Source organism: Billgrantia montanilacus (assembly GCF_003336675.1).
Taxonomy (GTDB): Bacteria; Pseudomonadota; Gammaproteobacteria; order Pseudomonadales; family Halomonadaceae; genus Halomonas; species Halomonas montanilacus.
Map to the genome: position 1 here is coordinate 1 of NZ_QPII01000007.1, position 22,797 is coordinate 22,797.

Consider the following 22,797-nt stretch of genomic DNA (forward strand, 5'->3'; position numbering starts at 1 on the left):
CCGAACTCAGCAGTGAAACCGCTCAGCGCCGATGGTAGTGTGGGGTCTCCCCATGCGAGAGTAGGTCATCGTCAGGCATTTATCCCAAAACCCCAGCTTCCAAAGAGGCTGGGGTTTTTTCATGCGCCCTGGAAAAAGGCGCAGTAATGTTTATGGAACGGAGACACCATGAGCAAAATGATGATGCGTAAGCTTGCGATGCTGTTGCTTGTCGGAATGACGGCTGGAGGCCTGTTGGGTTGCGAGAATGATGCGGGCCCTGCCGAAGAAACGGGCAAGAACATTGACGATGCCATGGAGGAGGCCGGGGAAAGCATCAAGGAGGTGGGCGACAGTATCCAGGAAGAGGCCGAAAGGGACTGAAGTCTCGTTGTGACCGAGCGAAAGCACCGCTGCAAGGGCTACATTTTTCTCCCGTGCTGCCGATGTACTTATATTGACCATGTGGTCAATAGTGGGCAGGTCCATCCCGAATGGGCTCGGGAGAAAATAGAATGAAAAACCTGACGATTTCCCAGAAGCTGATGTTCTGTATCAGCCTCACGATGATAGTGATCGTCGGCGGGGCGACTGCCGTACAGTATCGCCTGTTCAGTGGGCTGGTGACGGAGCGTGTCACAACGGCAGAGCTCCCGGCCACCTTGGAAAGCATTCGCAATGATATCAATGCAACTCTGACGGAGCCGATCACCCTGTCGCGTAGCATGGCGACCAACCCATACTTGCATGCCTGGCTCGATGAGGGTGAGCCCGACCAGGGAACTGAGCGAGCCGTAGACTATTTTCAGGATATTCAGCACCGCACCGGCGCCAGCATCGTCTTCTATGTATCGGCGCTCAGTGGAAACTATTACACGGCAGAGGGCCTCGAGCGTACGCTTAGCCGAGAGCAGGACACCTGGTTCTATAGGCTGGTCGATGATGCCGAGGGCGACGCCTACGGACTGAATATCGATTTCGAAGGCGAAGAGCTTCAAGTATTCATCAATTACGTCATTGAGCGGGAGGGTGAGCGAGTCGGCATCGCTGGGGTCGGCTATACCCTGGCGGGAATGGCCGAGGCGATCCGCAGCTATCGGCTCGGCGAGAGTGGCCTGGTATTCCTGACTAGCAGCGAGGGTATTATCAACCTTCATCCCGATGGCGCATCGATGGTCGGGGAGTCCGTCCTGTCGCTTCCCGGCTGGGAAGGCGTGGCCGCTGAGTTGCTTGCCGATACGGGCTATCGTTCGGGTATGGCACAGGACGCCAATGGTTCGGATCAACTGGTAGCCGCCATTGATGTGCCGGGCACCGATTGGATCGCTTTTGCCCAGATTCCTGAAAATGAACTCTTTGCGGATCTCAACAGGGCTGTGGGGGTGGTGATACTGGCCGTCGCTGCAATCCTGCTCGCCAGCCTCGTGGTGATAGGCGTATTGCTGCGCACCCTATTTCGCCCCTTCCGGCGAACCGCGGATGCCATGCGAGAAATTGCCGAGGGGGATGGGGACCTGACGCAGAGGCTACGCGTTCGGGGCAGGGACGAAAGCACCGAGCTGGCAACTCAGTTCAACGCCTTCGCGGACAAGGTTCATGATGTGCTCTTTCACGTACGAGTCAGTAGTGAAGCGGTTCGCGTTGCGGCCATGGAGATCGCAAGCGGAGGGCGCGACATGTCACAGCGCACCGATAATGCCGCTTCCAGCTTGCAGCAGACCTCGGCCTCCATGGAGGAGATCACCAGTACGGTAGAAAACACCACGGCTTCCTCGCGGGAAGCCAGCAGCTTGTCGCAGACTGCCGCACAGCTTGCTCAGCGTACCGGAGACACCGTGGGCCAGGTGGTGACCACCATGGGTGAGATCCAGAGTTCTTCTCAGCAGATTGCCGATATCGTCAAGGTCATCGACAGCATTGCTTTCCAGACCAATCTGCTGGCATTGAATGCCTCTGTCGAAGCGGCACGAGCCGGCGAGAATGGGCGCGGATTTGCCGTGGTTGCAGGTGAGGTTAGACAGCTGGCGACGCGCAGCGCGGAGGCCTCGCGGGACATTCGTCAGCTGATCGAGGCCTCTGGTAAGAAGGTGGAGGGCGGTACCAGGCTAGTGCGTGAAGCCGGCGATGCCATGCAGCAGCTGGTCGATGGGGTGAATCGTGTGGCGACAATGCTGGGTGAGATCAGCCATGCGGCGAGCGAGCAGAGCGATGGTATTGGCCAGATCAATGTGGCTGTGTCCGAGCTTGACCGCATGACACAGCAGAATGCGGCCCTGGCGGAAGAGTCGACGTCAGCAGCCGACCAGTTGAGGGGGCAGGCAGATCGGCTTGCAGAAGTGGTGGCAAGCTTCAAGTTGCGCAATGAGGCGATAAGCCATGCCGGCTACCTGCAGCAGCACAATCGAGTCGAGGCCACGAACGAGGAGACGTGAAGCCCGCCGCCCGTCAACCAAGTGACGGGCGGCCCTGTACGCTGATTGGGTTCACGCCTGATTGGCACCGTTCTGTTCGATGCCCTGGAGGTACCAGGGCTCGCCCTCACGCAACGCTCGGGTCAGATGCCAGGTCTCGTTGAATTCGACCGGCTCGCCGTTCTCTTCGAGCACGCCATGGAAGAGCACGGTGGCTTCGGCCTGCGGGCCAAGCTCGCGGACGTCACCGAGCTCAACGAAGAGGCGCGCGATTTCCGTCCGATTGTTGGCCGGATGTTTGCTCCGCTCCTCGCGTAGCAGGTTGTAGAGCTCGGGGGTGACGTACTCCTGAATGCCGGCGAAGTCGTTGTTGTCCCAGGCGCGCTGGAGCGTCATGAAGTGCTCCTTCGCCCCGTTCAGGAACTGCTCCCTGTCGAACCAGGCCGGCACGCTTCCGAAGTCACCTCCCAGGGTCGCATTGGAAGCCGGCTGAAAAGCCTGGGTCGGTGCTTCCGACGCCTGATAGGGTGCCGGTGATCCGCTTGCGCCTGCGGTGCGTTGCCGAGCCAGCAGGCGGAACAGCAGGAAGCCGAGTCCGGCGATCAGCAGGATATCCATCAGACGCAGCTCATCGAAGGCGCCACCGAAGAACAGGGCCGCGAGCAGCCCGCCTGCCAGCATGCCCCCCAACATGCCTGGCATGCGAGAGCCGGCCTGATTCGGTTGAGCCTGTCGTGTGGGTGCCGCCTGGTTAGGGGCGGTTGCCGGTCGATCCGCCGAACGGGAGAAGCTGCCGACATTGCCTCCGCCGCCCATGCGGCGAGCTTCGGCGTAGTCCGCAGCCAGGGTGAAACCGAGAATGCCGACTACAAGCATGACAAGAAGGTGACGCATGGAAGGGGCCTCGCTGAACGGGGACTGAAAGAATGGGTTCAAGAGATGCCATTCTAACGGCTATGCTGATGGACGTAATCGAGAAATGACGAGGCAAGAGGAGCGCTCATGCGCCTGAAACGTGAAGAGAGCCTGCTGTTGATCGTCGACCTTCAGGCGGGGTTGCTGCCGGTGGTCGATGGTGGCGAGCAGGCCGTCGCCGAAGCGACCTGGTTGGGCGGCATCGCCGAGGCGTTGGCGGTTCCTGTTTGGATCACCGAGCAGTATCCGGAAGGGCTGGGAGGTAGCGAGCCCAGCCTGGTTGAGGCGCTGCGTGGTCATCGGCTGTGGAAGAAGGTGCACTTCAATGCCCACGCCGAGCCGGACTTTGCCGCCGCCCTGGCCGAGAGCGGCAGGCGGCAAGTCGTGCTCTGTGGCTCCGAGGCGCACATCTGCGTCATGCAAACGGGGCTTGGCTTGCTGGAAGCGGGCTACGAGGTGTATTGGCTGAGCGAAGCCTCGGTGAGTCGGCGTGCGGCGGAGGCGCAGCTGGCACGGGAGCGAATGGTGCGCTGTGGGGCGGTGCCGGTCAGTGCTGACATGGTGGCCTATGAATGGCTGCACCGCTGCGACGGTGAACGCTTCAAGGACGTCCATCGTCGCTTTCTCAAGCCCCGCTCTGCACGGCCGCTGCGTTTTTTCTAGGCGCTATCTGAAAAGTCAGCGAGCTGCCTGGCTCTGGTCCTCACGGCGCGTGAAGACCCATGTATCGCCTTCCGACATGGCCGCATTGAAGCCATATCCCGCCACATCGAAATCCTTGAGACCATCAGGGTCGTCCAGCCGCTGGCGGATCATCCATGCCGCCATGAGGCCGCGTGCCTTCTTGGCATAAAAGCTGATGATCTTGTAGGAGCCGTTCTTCTCGTCCTTGAATACCGGGGTGATGACCCGGGCATCAAGCCGTTTGGTATCGATCGCCTTGAAGTATTCGTTGGATGCCAGGTTGACCAGCACCGGCGAGCCGCTTTCTGCCACCGCCCGATCCAGTGCCGGGGTCAGGGTTTCCCTCCAGAAGGCATAGAGGTCCTTGCCGGCGGAATTGGGCAGGCGGGTGCCCATTTCCAGCCGGTAGGGCTGGATCAGGTCCAGGGGGCGCAGCAGGCCATAAAGCCCGGAGAGGATGCGCAGGTGCTCCTGGGCGAAGGCGTTGTCGTCATCGGTGAAGGTGTTGGCCTCGAGGCCGACGTAGACATCGCCCTGGAAGGCCTGGGCGGCAGGCTTGGCGTTACTCGGCGTGAACGGCGTCTGCCACTCGGCAAAGCGTGCCGCATTGAGCCCTGCCAGCTTGTCGCTGATACCCATCAGTTCGCTGAGCCGCCGAGGTGAATAGTCGTGCAGAATGTCGATCAGTTCACGGCTGCGGTCGAGGAAATCCGGCTGCGAAAAGCTGGACGTCGTGGCCGGGGACTCGAAGTCCAGCGTCTTGGCGGGTGATATCACGCTCAGCATATGGCACTCCTGTACCGGTAAGGTAGGTCTCGAGATGTGCCGAGTATATCAAGGGCGAAGAGAGGGCGGGGCTATCGAGCCGATAGCCCGCCACCCCCGCACGACGTCGCGTTCGTGCAGGGGTGGCGCACTGGTTCAGGAGCAGGTTCTCAGGGGCAGGGGTTGGGCAGGCGCCGATGTACCTCTTCGATGTCATCCAGAACATCCTGCTCGAGCTTCATGGACTCGCTCGCCAGATTGTCCTCGAGCTGGTCCATGGTCGTGGCGCCGATGATGTTGCTGGTCAGGAAGCTGCGCGAATTGACGAAGGCCAGCGCCATCTGTGCGGGGTTCAGGCCATGCTCGTGAGCGATGTCGACATAGGCCCGGGTGGCGTCCTCTGCCTGGGGAGAGGTGTAGCGCTGGAAGCGCTCGTAGAGAGTTAGCCGTGCCCTCGCCGGGCGCGCCCCATCAAGGTACTTGCCGGAGAGCACGCCGAAGCCTAGCGGCGAGTAGGCCAGCAGGCCGACGTTCTCGCGATGGGCGATTTCGGCGAGGCCGACCTCGAAGGTGCGATTGAGCAGGTTATAGGGATTCTGGACCGAAGCGACACGTGGGAGGTCGAGTCTCTCGGCCAGGTTCAGTGCATGCATGACGCCCCAGGGCGTTTCGTTGGAGAGGCCGATGGCGCGCACCTTGCCCGCATCCACCAGTTCCTTAAGGGTACCGAGGGTCTCCTCCAAGGCAATGGCATCCTCTTCGTCGTCATGCTCATAGCCTAGTTTGCCGAAGAAGTTGGTACGCCTGTCGGGCCAGTGCAGCTGGTAGAGGTCGACGTAGTCGGTCTGGAGTCGCGACAGGCTGGTATCGATGGCCTGGAGGATCTGTTGGCGGGTTAGTCGTGAGCCGCCCCGAAGGTGGTCCATTCCCGGGCCGGTAACCTTGGTGGCAACGATGACATCGTCACGGCTCTCGCGTCGTTTGAGCCAGCTGCCGATATAGGCTTCGGTGCGCCCCTGGGTCTCGGCCTTGGGCGGTACCGGATACATCTCGGCGGTATCGATGAAGTTGATGCCGAAGGCGACGGCGCGGTCGAGCTGCTCATGGGCCTCACTTTCACTGTTCTGTTCGCCAAAGGTCATGGTGCCCAGGCACAGGCGGCTGACCTCGATGCCCGTGTTGCCTAGCTGTCGCGTCTGCATCACTGCTCCTGTCGCGGTTTCGTCCGGTATCGAATGCCATGCTAGCCGAGGCCTCTCAAGGCAGCAAATGGCAGGGGTTGAGTCGCCGGCAGGGCGGGCGTATGCTGGCCACCCTCAACGGCCCCGGCGGAGTCCGGACGGCGAGCTTACGACAGGCCATGACGATGACCAGGGGATGGTGCATCTCGTCATGCTACTGACACACGCACGCAAGGTTGTTTGCCCATGACGCAGGCATCGTCACTGTTCACTCGGCTCGAGTACCGTCTAGCAGAGCAGCTGTTTCATACTAGCTGGTTGCCGCGATCCCCGCGTACCCAGCGCCTGACCATGCGCCTCTTCAAGCGTTGCGCCGATGCCGGCCATCCTGGGGCGCTCTCGCTCTATGGACATGTGCTGTTCCATCGTGGCGCCAGCCCCCAGGACAAGGCCAAGGGAGCTAGCTATGTATTGGAAGCTGCCCAGGCGGGAAATCTCAAGGCACAGTACCAGGCAGCTCGGATCCATGAGCATGGCTGCCTGCAGTACCCGAGGCGTGAGGACAGAGCCGTGACCTGGTATGCGCGCGCAGGCGAGGCGGGACACCCCCTGGCAGCGGCGCGGTTGGCCAAGGCCTATCGCCATGGCGAACTCGGGTTGACGGTGGATGCGGCTCACGCTGCTCACTGGCAGGCGCTGGCCGACCGACACGCCAGGCTGGAAGGCGCCGAGCTGGACATCCACGGTGCTCAGACACGACACTAGACTGCCGGCCACCTGGCGACGCTGACATCGCCCGGCCCCATCACGAGGAAGCGCCCATCCGTGACGCTGCCCACACTGTTGGATATCGAGGCGTCCGGATTCGGGCGCGGTAGTTACCCCATCGAAATCGGCCTGGCCAGGGCCGACGGCAGCAGCTGCGCCTTTCTCGTCCAGCCGCTGGACGAATGGACCCACTGGGATCCCAAGGCCGAGCTGTTGCATGGCATTTCGAGGGCGCGGCTGCAGCGCGAAGGATTACCTGTCCAGCAGGTAGCGCGCTGGCTCAACGACGAACTGGGCAGCATCGGGATCGCCTATAGCGACAGCTGGGGATATGACAATACCTGGCTCTCGCTGCTCTTCCATCACGCCGGTATGCTGCCGGCCTTCCGCCTCGAGGCGCTACGCATCCTGCTCGAAGAGCGCCAGCTGGCTCTGTGGCATGCCACACGGGAAGCGCTGATCGAGGAACTGGACATCCACCGCCACCGTGCGGGTGAGGACGCCCGCCTGCTGCAGCTCACCTATCTGCGGACGAGAGAGCTGTCGAGCGAAACCTGAGCCAGGCTTTCCTGCTCGACTGCCGTGGCATTCATTTGCGATCTCCTCTGTGGATACGTCAGCCGCTGGCCAGGCGAGCTTCCAGGGCATCGAGCAGTGCGGCCGGCTCCTCGGCATCAATGAGACAGGTTCGGGTTCGAGAGTTGAGAAAGCCGTGTTCCACGGTGCTGTCCAGGAAGGCCAGCAGCGGCGAATAGAAGTCCGCCGTGTCCAGGACACCGATGGGCTTGTCGTGCAGCCCCAGGTACTGCCAAGTCCAGGCCTCGAACAGCTCCTCGAGGGTACCGATACCGCCCGGAAGCGCAATGAAGGCGTCGGCATGGGCGGCCATGCTGGCCTTGCGCTCATGCATGTTGTGGACGCGTATCAGCTGGGTCAGCCCCTCGTGGGCCTGTTCGCGTTCCACCAGATGGTCGGGCATCACCCCGATCACCTCACCACCTTCGGCCAGCACGGTGTTGGCCAGTTCGCCCATCAGGCCGATGCGCGCACCGCCATAGACCAGCCCATGGCCGCGTGAGACCAGCTCGCGCCCCAGCGATCGGGTAGCTTCCACAAAGGCAGGGTCCCGTCCGTCGCGGGAGCCCAGGTAGACGCAAAATTTCGACATGCTTTTCTCCTTGGCAAGGGAGGTATCCTAGCAGTCGAGGCATGCGAAAAGGAGTGTCAGGGTAGACAGTCGGCAACGGCGTATTCCCGGTCCATCCACTGGCCGACGACGTTGTCGCCGCACAGGTGGTGCGCATACTGCGTATGCAGGCAGCGAACCTGGTCCCAGTTGGCGATGCCGCCGATGCCGCGCTCGCGCAGCACCGTTTCATAGCCCAGCCGGGCCACCTGTTCGCGCTGGGCCGGGGCCATGTAACGCCAGCGTGCCTCGACATAGTCCCGGTGGCTGGCATGGTAGGCGGCGAGGAAGTCGGCGTCCTCATGGAGCCGGGTTTCCAGTGCCTTGATCACGCCCCGGGCTTCGATGCGCGATATTTCGATCTTCAGGCGCTCGGAGCAGAGCCAGTAGAGGGTCGGGAAGGGCTTGCCTTCGACGATAGGGGACATGCGCAGCACCAGCGGCGTGCCTTTACCATCGGTGGCCGCCACGGCCTCGATACCCCGGGGGGCCCGCCCCAGCTGGCGGGTAATGATCGCCAGCTGATGTTCATCAGGCGTCTGATCGGTCTGGATTACCATCGCTTGGGTCCCGTACGAACTTGTTGGAGCGGCCCACGGCGCGGAAGAAGGTCCGATTGAGCTGCTCGGGAGAGGGCACATAGCCCACCCAGCGTCGTTCGCAGTACTCGTTGGCCCTTGCCATCAAGACGTCGTAGAGGCGATTGAACGGCGCATCATAATCGTAGGGGTCTGCTCCGAACAAGCGGATGTGGGGGTAGTCCGCGAAACGCTCCATGAAGTAGCGCTCCAGATCCTCTTCCACCGCACGGTGCTGATCGACGTTGTCGGGATCGAGCCAGAGGTTGTAGCGGATGGCCATGATCAGCTCCTGGCGAAATGTATGGGCCCAGGTGGGGCATGGTTTTGTGACCGCAAAGCAGTAACCACAATGCGGTGACCACTATTCTGTGACTACAAGGGAGCAGTTTTGGCTCAGGGCGATGTCAGCGCCGTGCGAGTGGTGCCAGCCTTGCGCCACTCAGGCGTACCAGATCGTCGGGCGCCAGGCGGATCTCCAGGCCGCGACGGCCACCACTGACATGTATCACAGTGAAATCCTCGACGCTCTCGTCCAGAAAGGTGGGCAGGTGTTTCTTCTGCCCCAGGGGGCTGATACCACCCAGTACATAGCCGGTGACCCGTTCCGCCTCGGTGGCCTCTGCCATGCCCGCTCGCCGGGCCCCGGCTGCCTTGGCCAGCGCCTTGACGTCGAGCTGGGTCGTGACCGGCACAATGCCCACGACCAGGCGGCCATCATCCAGCCGCGCGACCAGGGTCTTGAACACGCTCCGGGGATCCAGTGACAGCGCACGGGCGGCCTCTTCACCATAGGCTGCAGCGTGGGGGTCGTGGTCGTAGCTGAGCAGCTCGAAGGAGGCGCCATCCCGCTCCAGCAGCTTGATCGCGGGTGTCATGCCTTCGTCGGCTCCTCGACGGGGCGCAGGTGCTCCTCCAGCGCAGCGCGTAACTCGCCTTCGATAGGCACGGACCGCTTCTCGCCATGGTCGAAGTGTACCAGCACGGTATTCCCCAGGTTGGTGAGAACGCCCTTCTGCCACGCCTCCTGGGTGACGGTGAAGGAGCTGTTGCCAAGCCGCGAGAGATAGGTGCGCAGCTCGATGTCGCTGCCGTAGTGGAGCTCGGCGCGATAGTCGATTTCCATGCGGGCCATTATCAGCCGCCACTTGCGCGGATCCAGGTCCGGCGTGAACAGGCGAAAGAGGTCGTTACGAGCCATCTCGAACCAGGCCGGAAGCCGGGTGTTGTTGACATGGCCGAGGGCGTCGGTGTCGTAGAAGGCGGGCTCGATGGTGCGCACGAACATGGCAGTGATCCTTGTTGGTCAGACAATGTTGTCCTGTCTAGGCGAGGCGGTAAAGGCCCCCGAGGCCAGCATTGCCCCGAGCAAGCGCTAGGTCAAGTGCCTGTCGCCGTCCGAGCCGCCCGCCAGGCGTGTAGCCGAGTCCATGCCAGCAGCCAGAGCGTGGCCACCCCGAACCCGGCCAGGGTGCCCAGGAAGAGACCCAGGGTGGCGTAGGTGAGGGAGACGCACAGGGCGTAGCAGAGCAGGGCGCCGAGGCCGGCCGGATAGTGTTTTATGACCGTGGCGGCCGGCGCCGCGCCGTGGGTGAGATGCAGGATCACGAGCAGCGGGAACATGGAAATCGGGAAGGCCGCCAGCATACCCGCCCAGGAGGCGGGCAGCACATGAGCGAGACCGGTCACCAGGAACACGATGGCGGTAGCCAGTGTCGCCCGCATACCCAGTGCCGGCCAACGGAAGCCGCCGGGCCTGCTAGTGGTCTGTGTCTCCGCAACGTGCCGATAGAGCCAGGTAAAGACAAGGATGGCCAGCAAGGTGGTAAGGGTGCCGGTCAGGCGGGTGAAATCGAACCGGGTCAGCAGCAGGCTGACCAGGAACCAAGCCGTCAGGCCGCCGGCCGTACCCGCAAGCACTCCCCTGATGCCGTCGCGCCGGCCGCAGATCAGATAGCCGCCGCCCAGCGCCATGGTGGCGGTAAAGCCGGCCAGGCTGTATACCGCACTTTCGGCGGCAAAGCCTGGCGATATCTCAAGCCCGATGAAGAACAGGGCAATGGCTGTACCCAGTGGGTAGCCTGCGAGCAAGCCGGCCATGCGGGTGCTGACGCGCTCGGCGACCATCGCCAGGCCCAGTACGATGCCGATCGACACCGCCAGCTTGGCCAGCTGCCAGCTGAGAGGAACATCCATTGAGAGGGTCCTTGTGGTCTAGACGAGTCGAAGACCCTGGCGGTCGGCCCAGGCGGCGCCGACTGCATGGGTGAGTTTGTCATGAAGGTGCGCCGGGAGGGCGGCCCTGGCGGCCTCCACGTCATCGAAGCTTCGGTTGAGCAGCCAGCAGTAGGCCCAGGCGCAGGCCTCGTCGTCACTGTGAGGTACGGGGCGTGCTGGCATCTGCATCAGCAGGAACGCGGCGGTACGTGCCGCCCAGAGCGGGATGACGTCGCTGGCTGCGGGACGACTCCAGGCCACGAGTGTGTCACCGTTGGGCGTTTCGTCGGGTTGGCCCAGCTTGGCGACTCGGGCGGTCTCGGCCAGTATCAGCGCGAGCCTGTCCGGGTCGCCGCTACCCAGCTTGCGCCACTGTTCGATCAGGGCGGGCATGCCTCGACGTACCTTGGCATAGAAGCCGCTTTGCGGCATGGTTTCGTTCATCGTCGTTGCTTCCCGAGGAAAGAACATGGAGTTCGATTTTGCCACGCTCGTCGAGCGTCGCCACCCCGAACAGGGAAAGAACCCGTCACAAACGTGGCCTTCGCAGAAATGGCACCGCTATGACGACAGGGTGCTGCCACTGTGGGTTGCCGATATGGACTTTCGATCACCGCCAGCGGTCATCGAGGCGCTGCGGGCCCGCGTCGATCATGGCGTCTACGGTTATGGCATGGTACCCGACTCGTTACGCCGGACTCTATGCGAGTGGAGCGCCAGGGAGTACGGCTGGGCGATCGAGCCCGAGTGGCAACTGTGGCTTCCCGGCGTGGTGCCGGCGCTGCACCTGGCCAGCATGGCACTGACCGAGCCGGGTGACGGCGTATTGACCATCACGCCGATCTATCCGCCCTTCCTCAAGGTGGCCGAGCGTACGGGTCGGCTGCCCCAGCGGGCCGCGATGGCTCCGCCCCAGGCATCGGGCGAGCAGTGGCGCCTCGACATCGAGGCGCTGGAAGCGGCGATCACCCCGCGGACTCGTCTGCTGCTTTGGTGCCATCCTCATAACCCCACCGGACGGGTCTGGCGGCATGAGGAGCTGGCCGCCCTGGCGGAGCTGGTGGAACGCCACGACCTGCTGCTGGTCTCCGATGAGCTGCACTGCGACCTGCTGCTGGACGAGGGTGCTGCGCATCGCCCGCTTGCGGCGGCCTTCCCCGAGTTGGCTGCCCGCACGATCACCCTCTGGGCGCCCTCCAAGACCTTCAACCTCGCAGGTTTGACCACTGCCTGTGCCGTGATCGAGAACGAGGCGCTGCGCCATCGTTTTGCCGCCGCCCTTCGCGGCCTGATGCCTGACAGCAACGTGCTTGGCCTGGTGGCCGCCGAGGCGGCCTATGTCCATGGCGATCCGTGGCGCCGGGCGTTGATCGAGGTGCTGCGCGGTCATCGCCATACTCTGGTCGATCGGGTGGCCGCCTGGCCCGGTGCTGCCCTGAGTGTGCCCCAGTCCACCTACCTGGCATGGCTGGACCTGCGTGGCGCCGAAGGGCTGGCCGGAAGAACGGGTTCACCCCAGCAGGTGCTGTTGGAGGATGCCGGGGTGGCCCTCTCCGAAGGCAGCGATTTCGGCTGGCCGGGGTTTGTGCGCCTCAACTTCGGCACCACCGCCGCTCAGCTCGATGAGGCCCTGACACGGCTTGATGGTGTGTTGAAGCGGTGAACCGAAAAAGAGGCGGTCCCTGGTGGGGCCGCCTCCTGAAACGATCAATCCTGCGAAATGGTGCTCAACAACGTCGCGCTCAGTAGAGCAGGGTGAAGAGCCGGCGACGGTAGGTCACGGTCAAGGGGTGATCGGCCCCCAGGGCATCGAAGACCCTCAGCAGCGTCTTGCGGGCGGCGTCGTCGCCATAGGCGCGGTCCGCCTGCATCAGCTTCAGCAGCGCTTCCAACCCCGCCTCGTACTGGCCATCGGCCACCTGGCGCAGCGCGCGCTTGAACTGCGCTTCGCTGTCGTCGCGCCCGGCCAGGGCTTCCAGCTCCTCACCGCTGGGCGCCTCCTCCCTGAATTCGACGCTGGCACGGACTCCCCTGGCCGGTGCCGCGTCTCGCTCTTCGGGAGGCAGGTTGTCGAGCAGTGCCAGGGCCTCCCCGCTACGCTCCTGAGCCACCAGTGCCCGCGCCAACTCCACCTGGTAGGCGTAATGCTCGGGATGCTGCTGGACCAGTTCCTCGTAGAGGGAGCGGGCCGTCTCGGCGTCGCCCTGGGCCAGGGCCTCGGCGGCCTGTTCCTCGGGGCTGGCTGGGGCGTCTTCCGGGGCGGGGAAATAGCGTCCGAGCCACTCGCGGATCTCCTTTTCGGGCAGCGCACCCTGAAAGTGGTCGACCAGGCCGCCCTGGCTGATCAGCTTGACGTCAGGGACCGAGCGTACGCCCAGCTGGGCAGCGATGTCCTGGTTGTCTTCGATATTGAGCTTGGCCAGGATAAAGGCACCGTTGTACTCCCGGGTGAGCTTTTCCAGGATGGGCATCAGGGCCTTGCAGGGCTCACACCAGGGGGCCCAGCAGTCGAGCAGTACCGGCACCTGGGTGGAGAACTCCAGCACTTGCTGGATGTTGTTGCGATCGACATCGATGATCAACTGCTCATCGCTCGGGGCCGCTGCAGGCGATGGGGCGGGCTCCGGGGGTGTCAGGGGGGCGCCGCTGCGGGGATCGACGATGGACATGAGCACAGACCTTTTATAAAGGTGAATTTGTTCGATAGATGCGGGTGACGGGCCCATGATTCAAGGGCAGGGGTGCGAATCGTTTCAGCCTGGCGTTGGCGATCTGGCCAAGCCGGCGGGGCATCCTGGCATGCGCTGTGGTAGTCTCGGATTCGTCTGGCCGGAACGGTGCCAGGCGTCACGATACGAGGAGCCGTCGATGGCGACATACCAACTCAACAGCAGTAGCGACCTGATCGAGAACCCCTCTCCTCGCTGCGCCTGCATGCTGGTGCTTGACACATCCGCTTCGATGTTCGGCCAGCCGATCCGTGAGCTGAACTCGGGTGTTCAAGCCTTCATCTCTGCGATCAAGGAAGATGACATGGCAGCCTGCTCGGTCGAGCTTGGCGTTATCACGGCGGGAGGCAAGGTCACCGAACAGCTGCCGTTCACCACCGCCATGAATATCTCCCAGTGTCGTCACTTCGCTGCCTCCGGCCTTACTCCGCTGGGGGAGGCCATGGAGCTGGCGCTGGATCGGCTGGAAGAGCGCACGGCCGCCTACCGCAAGGCCGGTGTTGCCTACTACCAGCCATGGCTGGTAGTCATCAGCGACGGTGTGCCCACCGACCAGTGGCAGGCGGTATCGGCCAGGGCTCGCTCCCTGGCACAGCAGCGCAAGATGGTGGTGATGCCAGTGGGGGTCGAGGAAGCCGACCTCGAGGCACTCAGCGCATTTTCCACGCGCCCGGCCAAGCGGCTCGACGGCCTGAAGTTTCGCGAGTTCTTCCTCTGGCTTTCGGCCAGCATGAGTCGCGTCTCCGCCTCGGCCTCTACCACCGAACAGGTCCGGCTACCGCCGACCGACAGCTGGGACAGTATCTGAGCATGTCCCCCGGCGTCGATGGGAGGGAGGACTAGTGGCATTGCGGGCAAGGGTCGTGACCGATTCGCTGGGCAAGACGCGCCGGCTCGGCAAGCGCCTGGAGCGCGGCGGGGAAGGGGAGATATTCGCCCTGCAGGAGCGCCCCGACGTGATCGTCAAGTGGTACTACCCCGAGGTGCTCAAGAAGCGCGGCGACGAGCTGCACCGCAAGGTGGAAGCGATGCGCGAGCTGCGCGATGCGCACATGACCCGCGATGTCTGCTGGCCCTTGATCCGCGTCTTCGACGACAAGCACCGCTGGATCGGCTTCGCCATGTATCGGGCGCGGGGCGTCAGGATGGGCTTTCTGGCCCATGCCCTGCTCTATCAGCGCTACTTCCCTGGGCTGGATCGCCGGCAGATCGTCGACTATCTGATCCGCTTCGTCGAGATCGTCCAGCAGTTGCATCGTGCCGGCGTCTGCATCGGCGACTATAACCTCAATAATATCTTCTGCGTGCCCTCGACCCAGGAGGTCACGCTGATCGACTGCGACAGCTACCAGCTGCGCATGGGCGGCACCTTCTACCCCTGCCCGGTGGGCAGCCCCGACATGACCCCCAAGGAGCATCAGGGCGTCGCCTTCCGCGATATCGTGCGGACGCCACGGAGCGAGGCGTTCTCGCTCGCCATCGTGCTCTTCAAGTGCCTGATGCTGGGACGTCACCCCTACGACATCGTTGGCGGCGACGATCCGGTTCGCAATCTCCGTCGCGGCAACTTCGCCTACGGTCACGGCCAGCGCGATGTACCCCAGGGGGCCTGGTACGACCTCTGGCGCGAGCTGCCAGAGCCGATTCGCGACTTGTTCGTCACCACCTTTACCGCGGGCGCCACTGCACCGAGTCGCCGCGCGACACTCGCGCAGTGGCATGCCGCCTTGACGACATATCGTCAACAGTTGGAAGCCGGTGAGTGCCCCCGTGAACTTGCCAGGCCAAGCGCGAAGCCGGATTCGCAGGTGCTGCATGCCCGATGAGCTGAGCCACGCCGAACCCGAGCGGCAGGAGGGGGCCTGGGCGGCCCTGGCCACGGCGGTGCCGGGGCTGGCGCACCTGGAGGCGGCCGCGCCGCTGCCCTGCCAGGACGCCGCCGCCGCTGTGGGGGGGCGACGTCCCGTTGCGATAGTGGCCGATGGCGCCGGCAGCTCGCTGGCCTCGGACATGGGGGCACGCACACTGGTCGCCGCCATGTTGCGTCTGGCCGACACTTTGGAACCCCAGATATCCTGGTTGCTTGATGGGCAGGATGCTCCCGGGGCGGAGCCGCTTGGTCAGTTCGCCGAGCTGCTGGTTCGCCACGCCAAGGGAACCCAGCTCGACCGCGCCGCCGAACTGCAGCGCCCGGTGCGCGACCTTCGCTCAACGTTATTGCTGGCGCTGGGGGGCCGCGAAAGGCTGCTGTGGCTCAAGGTGGGGGATGGCGAGATCGTGCTGGAGCGGGCGGTGCCCATCGAATCTCCGGCGGGCGACGAGCCCGCGCTGGCGCCCGAGCTTGTCACGCTGGGCGAGCGGGGTAAGGGCGAATTCGCCAACCAGACGCTGTTCGTCGACGATCGGCTGACATTCGAACAGGTGCAGTACGGCTGCGAGCCGATGGCGGCCATGACTGGCATCGCCCTGATGAGCGACGGCGCCGCCGAGAAGCTGGTGGCACACGACGGCGGACGGGTGGCAGGACAGCTCAGCCACTGGCTCGACGACCTGCGACGGGGCCGGCTGCGTCAACGTGACCTGATCCGGCTCTTCTACAGCGATGCCTTCTGTCGCGGCACCAGCGGCGATGATCGTAGCGTCGCCCTCGCCGCCCGCGACCTTACGTCCCACGATATAGTCCAAACGTAGTGAGAACGTAGTGATTTCAGGAAGACTTGCAGCTGGCTGCGAGAATCACATCGTGCATGCTGACAGTCCAACCCTTCCTCTCCTTCAGCTCTCCAGCGTCGGGTGGCTCTGTACGTCACCGAACAGATAGCCCTCTCGCCCTGTTTTATTCTGCGGACAGCTCATGCGTCCGGCCCTCTCCATGCCCTTCATGTCGGCCTCGATGTCCACGCTATCCATTCAGCGATTAACCCCCAATAGGCCCGATCACATGACACAGAAACCCAAGCTCATAAACCTCGCCCTTCAGGGCGGAGGTGCGCATGGCGCTTTCACGTGGGGGGTGCTGGATCGGATTCTTGAGGACGGGCGGTTGCAGATCGCCGGGATTTCGGGGACTTCGGCGGGAGCGATGAACGCGGTGGCGCTGGCCGATGGCTTTACCCGCGATGGCCCCGAAGGCGGGCGGGCTGCCCTCGAGCACTTCTGGCGACGCATGGGCGAGGGCGCGAAGAACAGCCCGCTGAAACGCACGCCCTACGACGTTCTGACGGGCCGCTGGGGGCTGCAGAACAACCCCATGTATCACGCCATGGATGCACTCTCCCGAGTGGCTTCGCCCTACCAGCTGAATCCCATGAATATCAATCCATTGCGTGATCTGGTGGAAAAGAGCATCGATTTCGACAGGGTGCGTAGCTGCACTGCGTTCAAACTGTACATTTCGGCCACCAACGTGGAGAGCGGCAATGTCAAGATTTTCCCTCGCGAGGAGATAACGTTGGACATGTTGATGGCCTCGGCCTGTCTCCCGCATATCTATCAGGCGGTTGAGATCGACGGCGTGCCATATTGGGATGGCGGCTACATGGGTAATCCGTCGCTGTTTCCCTTTCACGGCGAGACCGGTACCAACGATATCGTGGTGATCCAGATCAATCCGATCGAGCGTAAGGGCGCGCCGAAGAACTCCCAGGACATACAGAACCGGATGAACGAGATCAGTTTCAACAGCAGTCTGCTCAAGGAACTGCGCGGGATCGACTTCGTTGACCGGCTGATCCGTCAGGGCAAGCTATCGGCCGATGAATACCGTCAGGTTCGGGTGCATGTCGTGGAAAACCAGGCGGAGCTGATACCGCTCGGCGCTTCATCGAAGATGAATGCTGAATGGACGTTTCTCACCAAGCTGCGCGACCTCGGCCGTGACACCGCTACGCACTGGCTGGAGGAAAATTTTTCCGCTATCGGTGAGCATTCGAGTGTCGATCTTCGTCAGATTTTCCAAGGCATCGGCGCCCAGCACCAGGGTTAGGTTCGACAGCAAACTTAAGCATGAGGCTAGCCGGCCATTCTTTGGGGCGTCGGACAGCCATTCGGTGGCTGGCCACAGGCGTGCCACCATCGGATTTTATGGCGGGCAACGAAAAGAGGCGGATCGGCAATATGCTGATCTGCCTCTTTAAGTATTGGTCGCCGGAACGCTGACGTTGAATAGAAAGCGAACCGATGACTGTCGCCGTAATGGCGCCCAATAAAAAACCGAGGCTTGGAAGCCTCGGCCTTTTCGAAGATGGTAGCGGGGACCGCTGAATTGGTATCGAAAGCGAACCAGTGACCGGTCATCGTGCTGACGCCCAATAAAAAAACCGAGGCTTGGAAGCCTCGGCCTTTTCGAAGATGGTAGCGGGGACCGCTGAATTGGTATCGAAAGCGAACCGATGACCGGTCATCGTGATGACGCCCAATAAAAAAACCGAGGCTTGGAAGCCTCGGCCTTTTTGAAGATGGTAGCGGGGACCGGATTTGAACCGATGACCTTCGGGTTATGAGCCCGACGAGCTACCAGACTGCTCCACCCCGCATCAACGTGGGGCAAATACTACTCCTTTTCTGCGTCATGTCAAGGGTATGGTCGTTGTTAGTGCACTTGCCGCTCAAGGGTCCATAATCATAAGGGATGCTTGAAGGGGGACCGTTCAGGAAGCATCCTGTTAAGGCTGGCCTGCTGCTTCAGGTCACGCCATTTTGCATAAGCATGCGCCATGATCAGGGAGGTGGAATATGACCCAAACAGCACCCGTTGCCTGGGTAACCGGCGGAACCGGTGGTATTGGCTCGGCGATATGCCGCGGCCTGGCCTCATCGGGCTATCTAGTGGTCGCCGGGTATCATAATCCGGAGAAGGCGAAGACCTGGCTTGAAACCCAGAAGGCCGACGGTTTTGACAACATCGCCCTGTCGGGCGTCGACCTGACCAGCTTCGAAGCGTGTGAGGCCGGTATCAAGGAGATCGAGGAGAATCACGGCCCCGTCAGCGTGCTGGTCAACTGTGCCGGGATCACTCGGGACGGCACCATGAAGAAGATGACCTCCGAGCAGTGGCACGAGGTCATCGACACCAACCTCAACAGCGTCTTCAACACTTGCCGTAGTGTCATTGGGGGTATGCTCGATCAGAAGTATGGCCGCATCATCAACATCTCCTCGATCAATGGCCGCAAGGGGCAATTTGGGCAGGTCAACTACTCCGCCGCCAAGGCAGGCATGCATGGTCTCACCATGGCGTTGGCCCAGGAGACCGCCACCAAGGGGATTACCGTCAACACCGTGTCGCCGGGCTACATTGCCACCGACATGATCATGAAGATTCCGGAGAATGTGCGCGAGGCGATCCGCGAGACTATTCCGGTCAAGCGCTATGGCACGCCGGAAGAGATTGCGCGCCTGGTCGTCTTCCTGGCCGACAAGGAGTCAGGTTTCATTACGGGGGCCAACATCGATATCAACGGTGGCCAATTCATGGGCTGAGACCACTACGCCGGTATTCCATCCAGCTGCGGGAGGCGATGCCTCCCGTTTGCATGTCTGCGGGTGTGAATGCCTTGCCGTTCGGCGTCGCTGTATCGGCCGCTCAGGGGGGTGGCAGGTGGGTCAGTCGTGTCAACAGGGCGTCGAACTCACCAACCTCACGCGCCCATTGGTCCGGCGAGACCGGGCCGGTGGCCAGCAGGTTGCGCAGCACGATACGAACTTCCTCTGCGCGATCAAGCTCACGGCTCAGCCCTTCGTTGAGCCGTTCGACCTGAATGGCCAGGCGCAGCGGCTCGTCATGCTGGCTGACGCGGCCCATGGCCAGTAGCGAAAGGTGAACGCGCAACCGTGCCAGCTGCTCAGCCACGTCGGCCTCGGAGGGGGGGGAAAGCCGTACCGCATTACGCTGCTGATGAGCCGTGCGCATATCCTCTGGCAGTGAGAGGTGGTCATCGGCGGCCACGTTCTCGACAGTGCCCTGTTCGATCAGTCGAGCGTCGGCCTTCAGGTGGGCATCGAGCAGGGGGCGGTAGGCCTGCCAGTGCTGGATCTCCTCGGCTACCGCCAGGCGGTTGAGACGCTCCCGCCGAGCACGCACGATACCGCTCCAGCGGCGCCGCATTCCCTCCGTCCGCCGCCCTGAGGGCAGTGGCTCCAGGGCCGCCGCCTCATCGAGCGCCTGCTCCAGGGTCGTGCTGTCCGCATGACGGCTAGGCTGCCAGGCGTCCAGTCGGTCGATCAGCGCCTGCATCGCCTCAAGGCGTTGGCGGGCCCGCTGAGAGCGATCATCCCGCTGGGCTTCACGAACCGCGAAGATCTGGTCGCAGATCTCGCGAAACTCTCGCCACAGCGTCTGCTCCTCGCCTCGCGGGGCGCGGCCCAGGTCACGCCAGCGCTGCTGCAGCATCTTGGCCTCTTCGGCTCGGGCGGCTGCCGGCAGCTGTCGTTCGAGCAGGGCTCGGGCTTCGTTGACCAGAACTCGCTTGGTGTCGGCCACTTCCCGGGCCCGTTGGTCGATCAGGCCCTGCAGGGCGTAGCGAATGCGACCGAACCGCCGCCCGATGGCTTCCGACTGATCTCTGGGGACCGGGGAGTGGCGACGCCACTCTTCCCGGGCGTGGTCGCGGATACGGCGCAAGGCGTCAGGGTCGGCGTTCGCCGCGGGGGCTTCCAGCAACTCTTCCAGCTGTTCGCAGAGTGCCGTACGGGCTTCGAGATTGCGGATGCGCTCGGCGTTGAGCCGGTCGCGCCAGGGTGCCAGGCGCTCGTGAATGCGGTCCGATGCCGCGCGAAACTGCTCCGAGAGTTGGCGGTTGGCGGCGGCATCGCCGAGCATCTTCCAGTCACGCACCAGCTGCCGGTGCTGGCGGTCGAGCTCGACGTCGGTCAGCGATGATTCCTCGGCCAGACGATCGATGGCCTGGCAGAGCTGCTCTCGCTTGGGGCCGGCAACGAAGCCACGCCAGTCGCGGAGTTCGGCAAGCCTGGCGCCCAGGCGCTTGAGGGTGGCCCGGTGGGGGCGGAGCCTGTCGGCAGGAAGCGATTCGGCACGATGCCTGAGGCTCTGATGCAGACGGCTGGCCCCCTTGAAGGCGCCTCGGTCGAGCAACTGTTCCAACTGCCCGAGGTCGGCGGCGAACCGCTCCAGACGCGCATCGAGGTCGCCATCCGTGTTCTTTTCGCCAGCGAGTTTGTATCGGGCGCGGGCAAGCAGCGGCGTGGGGGGAAGGGTGTCGGGCCACTGGCAGGCGTCGACGCTGGCTGCCAGGCGTTCTGCATCCCGCTCCGACAGGGCCGCTTCGATCTCCGGCACCTGCGTGACCAGCCGCTCCCAGGCGGTGAGAACCCGGTCATAGTCGGCCAGCACGGCGTCATAGCGCTGGCGTAGCGCTTCATCGGTGACATGCAGGTCGGAGAGTGTCTGCCAGCGATTGGCCAGCAGCAGCTTCTGCGAGCGCAGGCTGGCGATATCCTGCTCGGTGAGAAGGTCCCCGCGAGGCAGGCCGGCAAGGCTCTCTTCCAGTGCTTCGAGCAGCGATTCACGGGCCTCGGTCGCCAGCTCGCGGCGGCGGTCCGCCTGGGCGTGGGCATGCTCTCGTGCCTCGTGGTCGGAGATGACCTTGCGGCAGCGTTGGCAGGCATCCTGATAGCGACGCTCCTGGCTGGCATCGGGAAGACCCGGCATCGACTCCCACTCCCGGGTCAGGTGTCGGTACCGGCCGGCATAGAGCGGCTCCCAGGGGGCGCGGCCGTGAGCTTCCAGCTTGTCCAGCAGTGCCTTGCGATTTTCGCGCTCGGCGGTCAGGGAAGCGGCGTCGGCTTTCAGGCGATTCAGGCGCTCCCTGGCCTGACGCATGACCTGGCGGTCGCGGCGGGCCTTCTGGGCCAGTTGCTGCAGGCCGATTTCGCTGGATACCCGGGCCGCCGCAGCGTGTCGGACGGCGGCGATTCCGTTTTCACAGGCCTGGAGGATGAGGTCCTCCTCCGCGCTGAGGCGTGCCAGGGCGGCCAACCGCAGTTGCTGGTTGTCGCCCTGCATGGCCACAGCGGAGAGCAGCCCGCGATCGTCGATGCTTTCCAGCAGTGCCAGGCGCCGAGATAGTTCCACGCCTCCGGTCTTGCCGGTGAGTACGTCGATCAGGCGGCGATGCAGCTCGGGGTTGTACGGCTGTTCGCCAAGCAGGCGAAGCAGGGTATCGGGCGCTTCGATCCGCTCCAGTGCCTTCCTTCGAACGTCGGGGTCGCCGTCGAGGCAGAGACGCTCCAACGCCTGTCGCTGGTTCGGGTGCGACGGGTCGAGTTTGTCGACGGCTAGGCGTCGGACCTGAGCGTCGTGGTGTTGCCAGCGAGGGGCAAAAAGGCGTCGAAGGAATCCGGGCATGGGCTATCCTGAGCGTGAAGTGCGCAAGGCTCAGTGCCTGCGCAAGCCGTATTATTGCTATCGTGTCGGCATCTTTCGTCTAATGTATGTATCTAAGCACGCGCCGCGGCTGGGGAAAAGCCTAACTCCGCCGGGTGTGGCCAATCTGCGACTCTGTCATCCCGGCCCGGCTGGCCGTATGATCAGTTGCAGGGGCGCAGGGAGTCGCTTAGCTTTAGACCCACGACCCGACAACACCCGAGTGGAGTCCGGCAATGAGCCTCAAAGTGGACAGGGCAAGCATGGCATTTACCTTCAAGGGGGGCATGCTGCCGATGACGGTCATGGAACTGGCCAGCGCAGACCCGGAACGCATCCGCGAGCAGCTTTCCGGCAAGCTCAGCCAGTCGCCTGCCTTCTTTCAGCATACCCCCGTGGTTCTCAGTGTAGAGAAGCTCGATGAACCTCACCTGGCACTGGAACGCATCTGTGCCGTGTGCCGTGCGCACAAGCTGTTGCCGGTGGCGGTGCGCGGTGGCCCCGACCCGGTCAAACAGTCGGCCTGGGCACTGGGGTTGGGCTGGTTTCCGCCCAATGACGGCGCCCGTGCTCGCACGCTGGAGGGCGTATCTACTGTCGAGCCGTCGCCTGCCGTGCCGGAACCTTCTCCGGAGCCGGCCAGTACGGCCAGCGGTGGCCGTATCTACCGGGGGACGGTACGTTCCGGGCAGCAGGTTACCGCCCCGGATGGCGATCTGGTGGTGATCGGTGCCGTCAACGCCGGTGCCGAGGTACTGGCCGCAGGCAGTGTGCATGTCTATGGGGCCCTGCGCGGGCGCGCCCTGGCCGGTATTCATGGCGATACTCTGGCCGGTATCTTCTGTCGCGAGCTGCGTGCCGAATTGCTGTCGGTTGCCGGCAACTACAAGCGCCTGGAGGATATCGACCCTCAGCTGCTTGGGACCTCGGTCCAGGTCAAACTCTGCGATGCCCAGTTGGGGATTACCTCGCTCTCCTGACCGGCACACCTGTACCTGATT

Annotated in this window: 25 protein-coding genes, 1 tRNA gene and 1 rRNA gene; 13 read left to right on the plus strand and 14 right to left on the minus strand. The window is 63.3% G+C overall.

Annotation, left to right across the window (positions count from 1 at the left end; all coding sequences use genetic code 11):
* The 3 genes from rrf to DU505_RS22720 all read left to right on the plus strand — a co-directional run.
* Positions 1 to 77: ribosomal RNA gene (gene rrf, locus DU505_RS23105) — 5S ribosomal RNA — on the plus strand; the annotation flags it as partial.
* 91 nt (positions 78 to 168) lie between these two features.
* The gene (locus DU505_RS10950; protein ID WP_220250638.1) at positions 169 to 363 is read left to right on the plus strand and encodes a hypothetical protein; all 195 of its coding nucleotides are present in this window, start codon (positions 169 to 171) and stop codon (positions 361 to 363) included.
* Positions 364 to 494: 131 nt separating this feature from the next.
* The gene (locus tag DU505_RS22720; RefSeq protein WP_245947901.1) at positions 495 to 2,411 is read left to right on the plus strand and encodes a methyl-accepting chemotaxis protein; all 1,917 of its coding nucleotides are present in this window, start codon (positions 495 to 497) and stop codon (positions 2,409 to 2,411) included.
* A 51-nt stretch (positions 2,412 to 2,462) separates the two neighbouring features.
* Here DU505_RS22720 and DU505_RS10960 read toward each other — a convergent pair whose 3' ends face one another.
* Positions 2,463 to 3,284, minus strand: coding sequence for a Tim44 domain-containing protein (locus DU505_RS10960; protein WP_114479032.1), 822 nt, complete (start codon positions 3,282 to 3,284; stop codon positions 2,463 to 2,465).
* A 108-nt stretch (positions 3,285 to 3,392) separates the two neighbouring features.
* On the opposite strand from DU505_RS10960, the gene DU505_RS10965 reads away from it, so the two are divergent.
* On the plus strand, positions 3,393 to 3,968 hold the full coding sequence (locus DU505_RS10965) for an isochorismatase family protein (RefSeq protein ID WP_114479033.1): 576 nt from the start codon (positions 3,393 to 3,395) through the stop codon (positions 3,966 to 3,968).
* 15 nt (positions 3,969 to 3,983) lie between these two features.
* On the opposite strand, the gene yaaA is transcribed toward DU505_RS10965, so the two are convergent.
* Together yaaA and DU505_RS10975 are read right to left on the minus strand one after the other, a co-directional pair.
* Positions 3,984 to 4,775: a peroxide stress protein YaaA gene (gene yaaA, locus DU505_RS10970; RefSeq protein WP_114479034.1), complete on the minus strand. Its 792-nt coding sequence runs from the start codon at positions 4,773 to 4,775 to the stop codon at positions 3,984 to 3,986.
* A gap of 149 nt (positions 4,776 to 4,924) precedes the next feature.
* Positions 4,925 to 5,956 carry an NADP(H)-dependent aldo-keto reductase gene (locus DU505_RS10975; protein ID WP_114479035.1) on the minus strand — a complete coding sequence of 344 codons (1,032 nt, stop codon included), beginning with the start codon at positions 5,954 to 5,956 and terminating at the stop codon, positions 4,925 to 4,927.
* Between the two features lie 225 nt (positions 5,957 to 6,181).
* On the opposite strand from DU505_RS10975, the gene DU505_RS10980 reads away from it, so the two are divergent.
* On the plus strand, positions 6,182 to 6,700 hold the full coding sequence (locus DU505_RS10980) for a tetratricopeptide repeat protein (RefSeq protein WP_114479036.1): 519 nt from the start codon (positions 6,182 to 6,184) through the stop codon (positions 6,698 to 6,700).
* A 60-nt stretch (positions 6,701 to 6,760) separates the two neighbouring features.
* Positions 6,761 to 7,261: a 3'-5' exonuclease gene (locus DU505_RS10985; protein WP_114479037.1), complete on the plus strand. Its 501-nt coding sequence runs from the start codon at positions 6,761 to 6,763 to the stop codon at positions 7,259 to 7,261.
* Between the two features lie 58 nt (positions 7,262 to 7,319).
* Here DU505_RS10985 and DU505_RS10990 read toward each other — a convergent pair whose 3' ends face one another.
* The 7 genes from DU505_RS10990 to DU505_RS11020 all read right to left on the minus strand — a co-directional run bounded on the left by DU505_RS10990 (position 7,320) and on the right by DU505_RS11020 (position 11,116).
* Positions 7,320 to 7,871: an LOG family protein gene (locus DU505_RS10990; protein ID WP_114479038.1), complete on the minus strand. Its 552-nt coding sequence runs from the start codon at positions 7,869 to 7,871 to the stop codon at positions 7,320 to 7,322.
* 56 nt (positions 7,872 to 7,927) lie between these two features.
* Complete coding sequence (locus DU505_RS10995) at positions 7,928 to 8,449, minus strand: DUF501 domain-containing protein (RefSeq protein WP_114479039.1); 522 nt, start codon at positions 8,447 to 8,449, stop codon at positions 7,928 to 7,930.
* Positions 8,421 to 8,750 (minus strand): hypothetical protein, encoded by a 330-nt coding sequence (locus DU505_RS11000; RefSeq protein ID WP_114479040.1) that lies wholly within the window; start codon positions 8,748 to 8,750, stop codon positions 8,421 to 8,423. Before DU505_RS11000 ends, DU505_RS10995 begins: the two co-directional genes overlap by 29 nt.
* A 124-nt stretch (positions 8,751 to 8,874) precedes the next feature.
* Positions 8,875 to 9,345, minus strand: coding sequence for a Cys-tRNA(Pro) deacylase (gene ybaK, locus DU505_RS11005; RefSeq protein WP_114479041.1), 471 nt, complete (start codon positions 9,343 to 9,345; stop codon positions 8,875 to 8,877).
* Complete coding sequence (locus DU505_RS11010; RefSeq protein ID WP_114479042.1) at positions 9,342 to 9,755, minus strand: acyl-CoA thioesterase; 414 nt, start codon at positions 9,753 to 9,755, stop codon at positions 9,342 to 9,344. Before DU505_RS11010 ends, ybaK begins: the two co-directional genes overlap by 4 nt.
* A gap of 92 nt (positions 9,756 to 9,847) precedes the next feature.
* Positions 9,848 to 10,663: a hypothetical protein gene (locus DU505_RS11015; protein ID WP_114479043.1), complete on the minus strand. Its 816-nt coding sequence runs from the start codon at positions 10,661 to 10,663 to the stop codon at positions 9,848 to 9,850.
* An 18-nt stretch (positions 10,664 to 10,681) separates the two neighbouring features.
* Positions 10,682 to 11,116, minus strand: a complete 435-nt coding sequence (locus DU505_RS11020; protein WP_114479199.1) for a hypothetical protein — start codon at positions 11,114 to 11,116, stop codon at positions 10,682 to 10,684.
* Positions 11,117 to 11,153: 37 nt separating this feature from the next.
* On the opposite strand from DU505_RS11020, the gene DU505_RS11025 reads away from it, so the two are divergent.
* Positions 11,154 to 12,347, plus strand: coding sequence for a MalY/PatB family protein (locus DU505_RS11025; RefSeq protein WP_114479044.1), 1,194 nt, complete (start codon positions 11,154 to 11,156; stop codon positions 12,345 to 12,347).
* Positions 12,348 to 12,426: 79 nt separating this feature from the next.
* On the opposite strand, the gene DU505_RS11030 is transcribed toward DU505_RS11025, so the two are convergent.
* Complete coding sequence (locus tag DU505_RS11030) at positions 12,427 to 13,353, minus strand: tetratricopeptide repeat protein (protein ID WP_114479045.1); 927 nt, start codon at positions 13,351 to 13,353, stop codon at positions 12,427 to 12,429.
* Between the two features lie 199 nt (positions 13,354 to 13,552).
* Between DU505_RS11030 and DU505_RS11035 the strand changes: the two genes are divergently transcribed.
* Genes DU505_RS11035 through DU505_RS11045 form a run of 3 tightly spaced genes read left to right on the plus strand, consistent with a single transcriptional unit; the run spans position 13,553 to position 16,104 of the window.
* Positions 13,553 to 14,221 (plus strand): vWA domain-containing protein, encoded by a 669-nt coding sequence (locus tag DU505_RS11035; RefSeq protein ID WP_114479046.1) that lies wholly within the window; start codon positions 13,553 to 13,555, stop codon positions 14,219 to 14,221.
* A 55-nt stretch (positions 14,222 to 14,276) separates the two neighbouring features.
* Positions 14,277 to 15,239, plus strand: a complete 963-nt coding sequence (locus DU505_RS11040) for a kinase (RefSeq protein ID WP_245947903.1) — start codon at positions 14,277 to 14,279, stop codon at positions 15,237 to 15,239.
* Positions 15,229 to 16,104 (plus strand): protein phosphatase 2C domain-containing protein, encoded by an 876-nt coding sequence (locus tag DU505_RS11045; protein ID WP_114479047.1) that lies wholly within the window; start codon positions 15,229 to 15,231, stop codon positions 16,102 to 16,104. Before DU505_RS11040 ends, DU505_RS11045 begins: the two co-directional genes overlap by 11 nt.
* An 84-nt stretch (positions 16,105 to 16,188) precedes the next feature.
* Here the strand turns inward: DU505_RS11045 and DU505_RS22980 are convergent, their stop codons facing one another.
* Entirely contained in the window at positions 16,189 to 16,323 is a 135-nt protein-coding gene (locus DU505_RS22980) for a hypothetical protein (RefSeq protein WP_281271458.1), read from the minus strand.
* 31 nt (positions 16,324 to 16,354) lie between these two features.
* Between DU505_RS22980 and DU505_RS11050 the strand changes: the two genes are divergently transcribed.
* On the plus strand, positions 16,355 to 17,398 hold the full coding sequence (locus tag DU505_RS11050) for a patatin-like phospholipase family protein (RefSeq protein WP_114479048.1): 1,044 nt from the start codon (positions 16,355 to 16,357) through the stop codon (positions 17,396 to 17,398).
* A gap of 473 nt (positions 17,399 to 17,871) precedes the next feature.
* Here DU505_RS11050 and DU505_RS11055 read toward each other — a convergent pair.
* A tRNA-Met gene (locus tag DU505_RS11055) sits at positions 17,872 to 17,948 on the minus strand.
* A 199-nt stretch (positions 17,949 to 18,147) separates the two neighbouring features.
* Between DU505_RS11055 and phbB the strand changes: the two genes are divergently transcribed.
* On the plus strand, positions 18,148 to 18,894 hold the full coding sequence (gene phbB / locus DU505_RS11060; RefSeq protein WP_114479049.1) for an acetoacetyl-CoA reductase: 747 nt from the start codon (positions 18,148 to 18,150) through the stop codon (positions 18,892 to 18,894).
* A 103-nt stretch (positions 18,895 to 18,997) separates the two neighbouring features.
* Here the strand turns inward: phbB and DU505_RS11065 are convergent, their stop codons facing one another.
* A complete protein-coding gene (locus DU505_RS11065) occupies positions 18,998 to 21,778 on the minus strand; it encodes a DUF349 domain-containing protein (protein ID WP_114479050.1) in 2,781 nt (926 codons plus the stop codon).
* A gap of 254 nt (positions 21,779 to 22,032) precedes the next feature.
* On the opposite strand from DU505_RS11065, the gene minC reads away from it, so the two are divergent.
* Positions 22,033 to 22,776, plus strand: a complete 744-nt coding sequence (gene minC / locus DU505_RS11070; protein ID WP_114479051.1) for a septum site-determining protein MinC — start codon at positions 22,033 to 22,035, stop codon at positions 22,774 to 22,776.
* Positions 22,777 to 22,797: the final 21 nt, after the last annotated feature.

Coding starts and splice junctions, on each gene's coding strand:
- DU505_RS10950 (WP_220250638.1), top strand. CDS start 169: ATGAGCAAAATGATGATGCGTAAGCTTGCGATGCTGTTGCTTGTCGGA.
- DU505_RS22720 (WP_245947901.1), top strand. CDS start 495: ATGAAAAACCTGACGATTTCCCAGAAGCTGATGTTCTGTATCAGCCTC.
- DU505_RS10960 (WP_114479032.1), bottom strand. CDS start 3,284: ATGCGTCACCTTCTTGTCATGCTTGTAGTCGGCATTCTCGGTTTCACC.
- DU505_RS10965 (WP_114479033.1), top strand. CDS start 3,393: ATGCGCCTGAAACGTGAAGAGAGCCTGCTGTTGATCGTCGACCTTCAG.
- yaaA (WP_114479034.1), bottom strand. CDS start 4,775: ATGCTGAGCGTGATATCACCCGCCAAGACGCTGGACTTCGAGTCCCCG.
- DU505_RS10975 (WP_114479035.1), bottom strand. CDS start 5,956: ATGCAGACGCGACAGCTAGGCAACACGGGCATCGAGGTCAGCCGCCTG.
- DU505_RS10980 (WP_114479036.1), top strand. CDS start 6,182: ATGACGCAGGCATCGTCACTGTTCACTCGGCTCGAGTACCGTCTAGCA.
- DU505_RS10990 (WP_114479038.1), bottom strand. CDS start 7,871: ATGTCGAAATTTTGCGTCTACCTGGGCTCCCGCGACGGACGGGACCCT.
- DU505_RS10995 (WP_114479039.1), bottom strand. CDS start 8,449: ATGGTAATCCAGACCGATCAGACGCCTGATGAACATCAGCTGGCGATC.
- DU505_RS11000 (WP_114479040.1), bottom strand. CDS start 8,750: ATGGCCATCCGCTACAACCTCTGGCTCGATCCCGACAACGTCGATCAG.
- ybaK (WP_114479041.1), bottom strand. CDS start 9,345: ATGACACCCGCGATCAAGCTGCTGGAGCGGGATGGCGCCTCCTTCGAG.
- DU505_RS11010 (WP_114479042.1), bottom strand. CDS start 9,755: ATGTTCGTGCGCACCATCGAGCCCGCCTTCTACGACACCGACGCCCTC.
- DU505_RS11015 (WP_114479043.1), bottom strand. CDS start 10,663: ATGGATGTTCCTCTCAGCTGGCAGCTGGCCAAGCTGGCGGTGTCGATC.
- DU505_RS11020 (WP_114479199.1), bottom strand. CDS start 11,116: ATGCCGCAAAGCGGCTTCTATGCCAAGGTACGTCGAGGCATGCCCGCC.
- DU505_RS11025 (WP_114479044.1), top strand. CDS start 11,154: ATGGAGTTCGATTTTGCCACGCTCGTCGAGCGTCGCCACCCCGAACAG.
- DU505_RS11030 (WP_114479045.1), bottom strand. CDS start 13,353: ATGTCCATCGTCGATCCCCGCAGCGGCGCCCCCCTGACACCCCCGGAG.
- DU505_RS11035 (WP_114479046.1), top strand. CDS start 13,553: ATGGCGACATACCAACTCAACAGCAGTAGCGACCTGATCGAGAACCCC.
- DU505_RS11045 (WP_114479047.1), top strand. CDS start 15,229: ATGCCCGATGAGCTGAGCCACGCCGAACCCGAGCGGCAGGAGGGGGCC.
- DU505_RS22980 (WP_281271458.1), bottom strand. CDS start 16,323: ATGGATAGCGTGGACATCGAGGCCGACATGAAGGGCATGGAGAGGGCC.
- DU505_RS11050 (WP_114479048.1), top strand. CDS start 16,355: ATGACACAGAAACCCAAGCTCATAAACCTCGCCCTTCAGGGCGGAGGT.
- phbB (WP_114479049.1), top strand. CDS start 18,148: ATGACCCAAACAGCACCCGTTGCCTGGGTAACCGGCGGAACCGGTGGT.
- DU505_RS11065 (WP_114479050.1), bottom strand. CDS start 21,778: ATGCCCGGATTCCTTCGACGCCTTTTTGCCCCTCGCTGGCAACACCAC.
- minC (WP_114479051.1), top strand. CDS start 22,033: ATGAGCCTCAAAGTGGACAGGGCAAGCATGGCATTTACCTTCAAGGGG.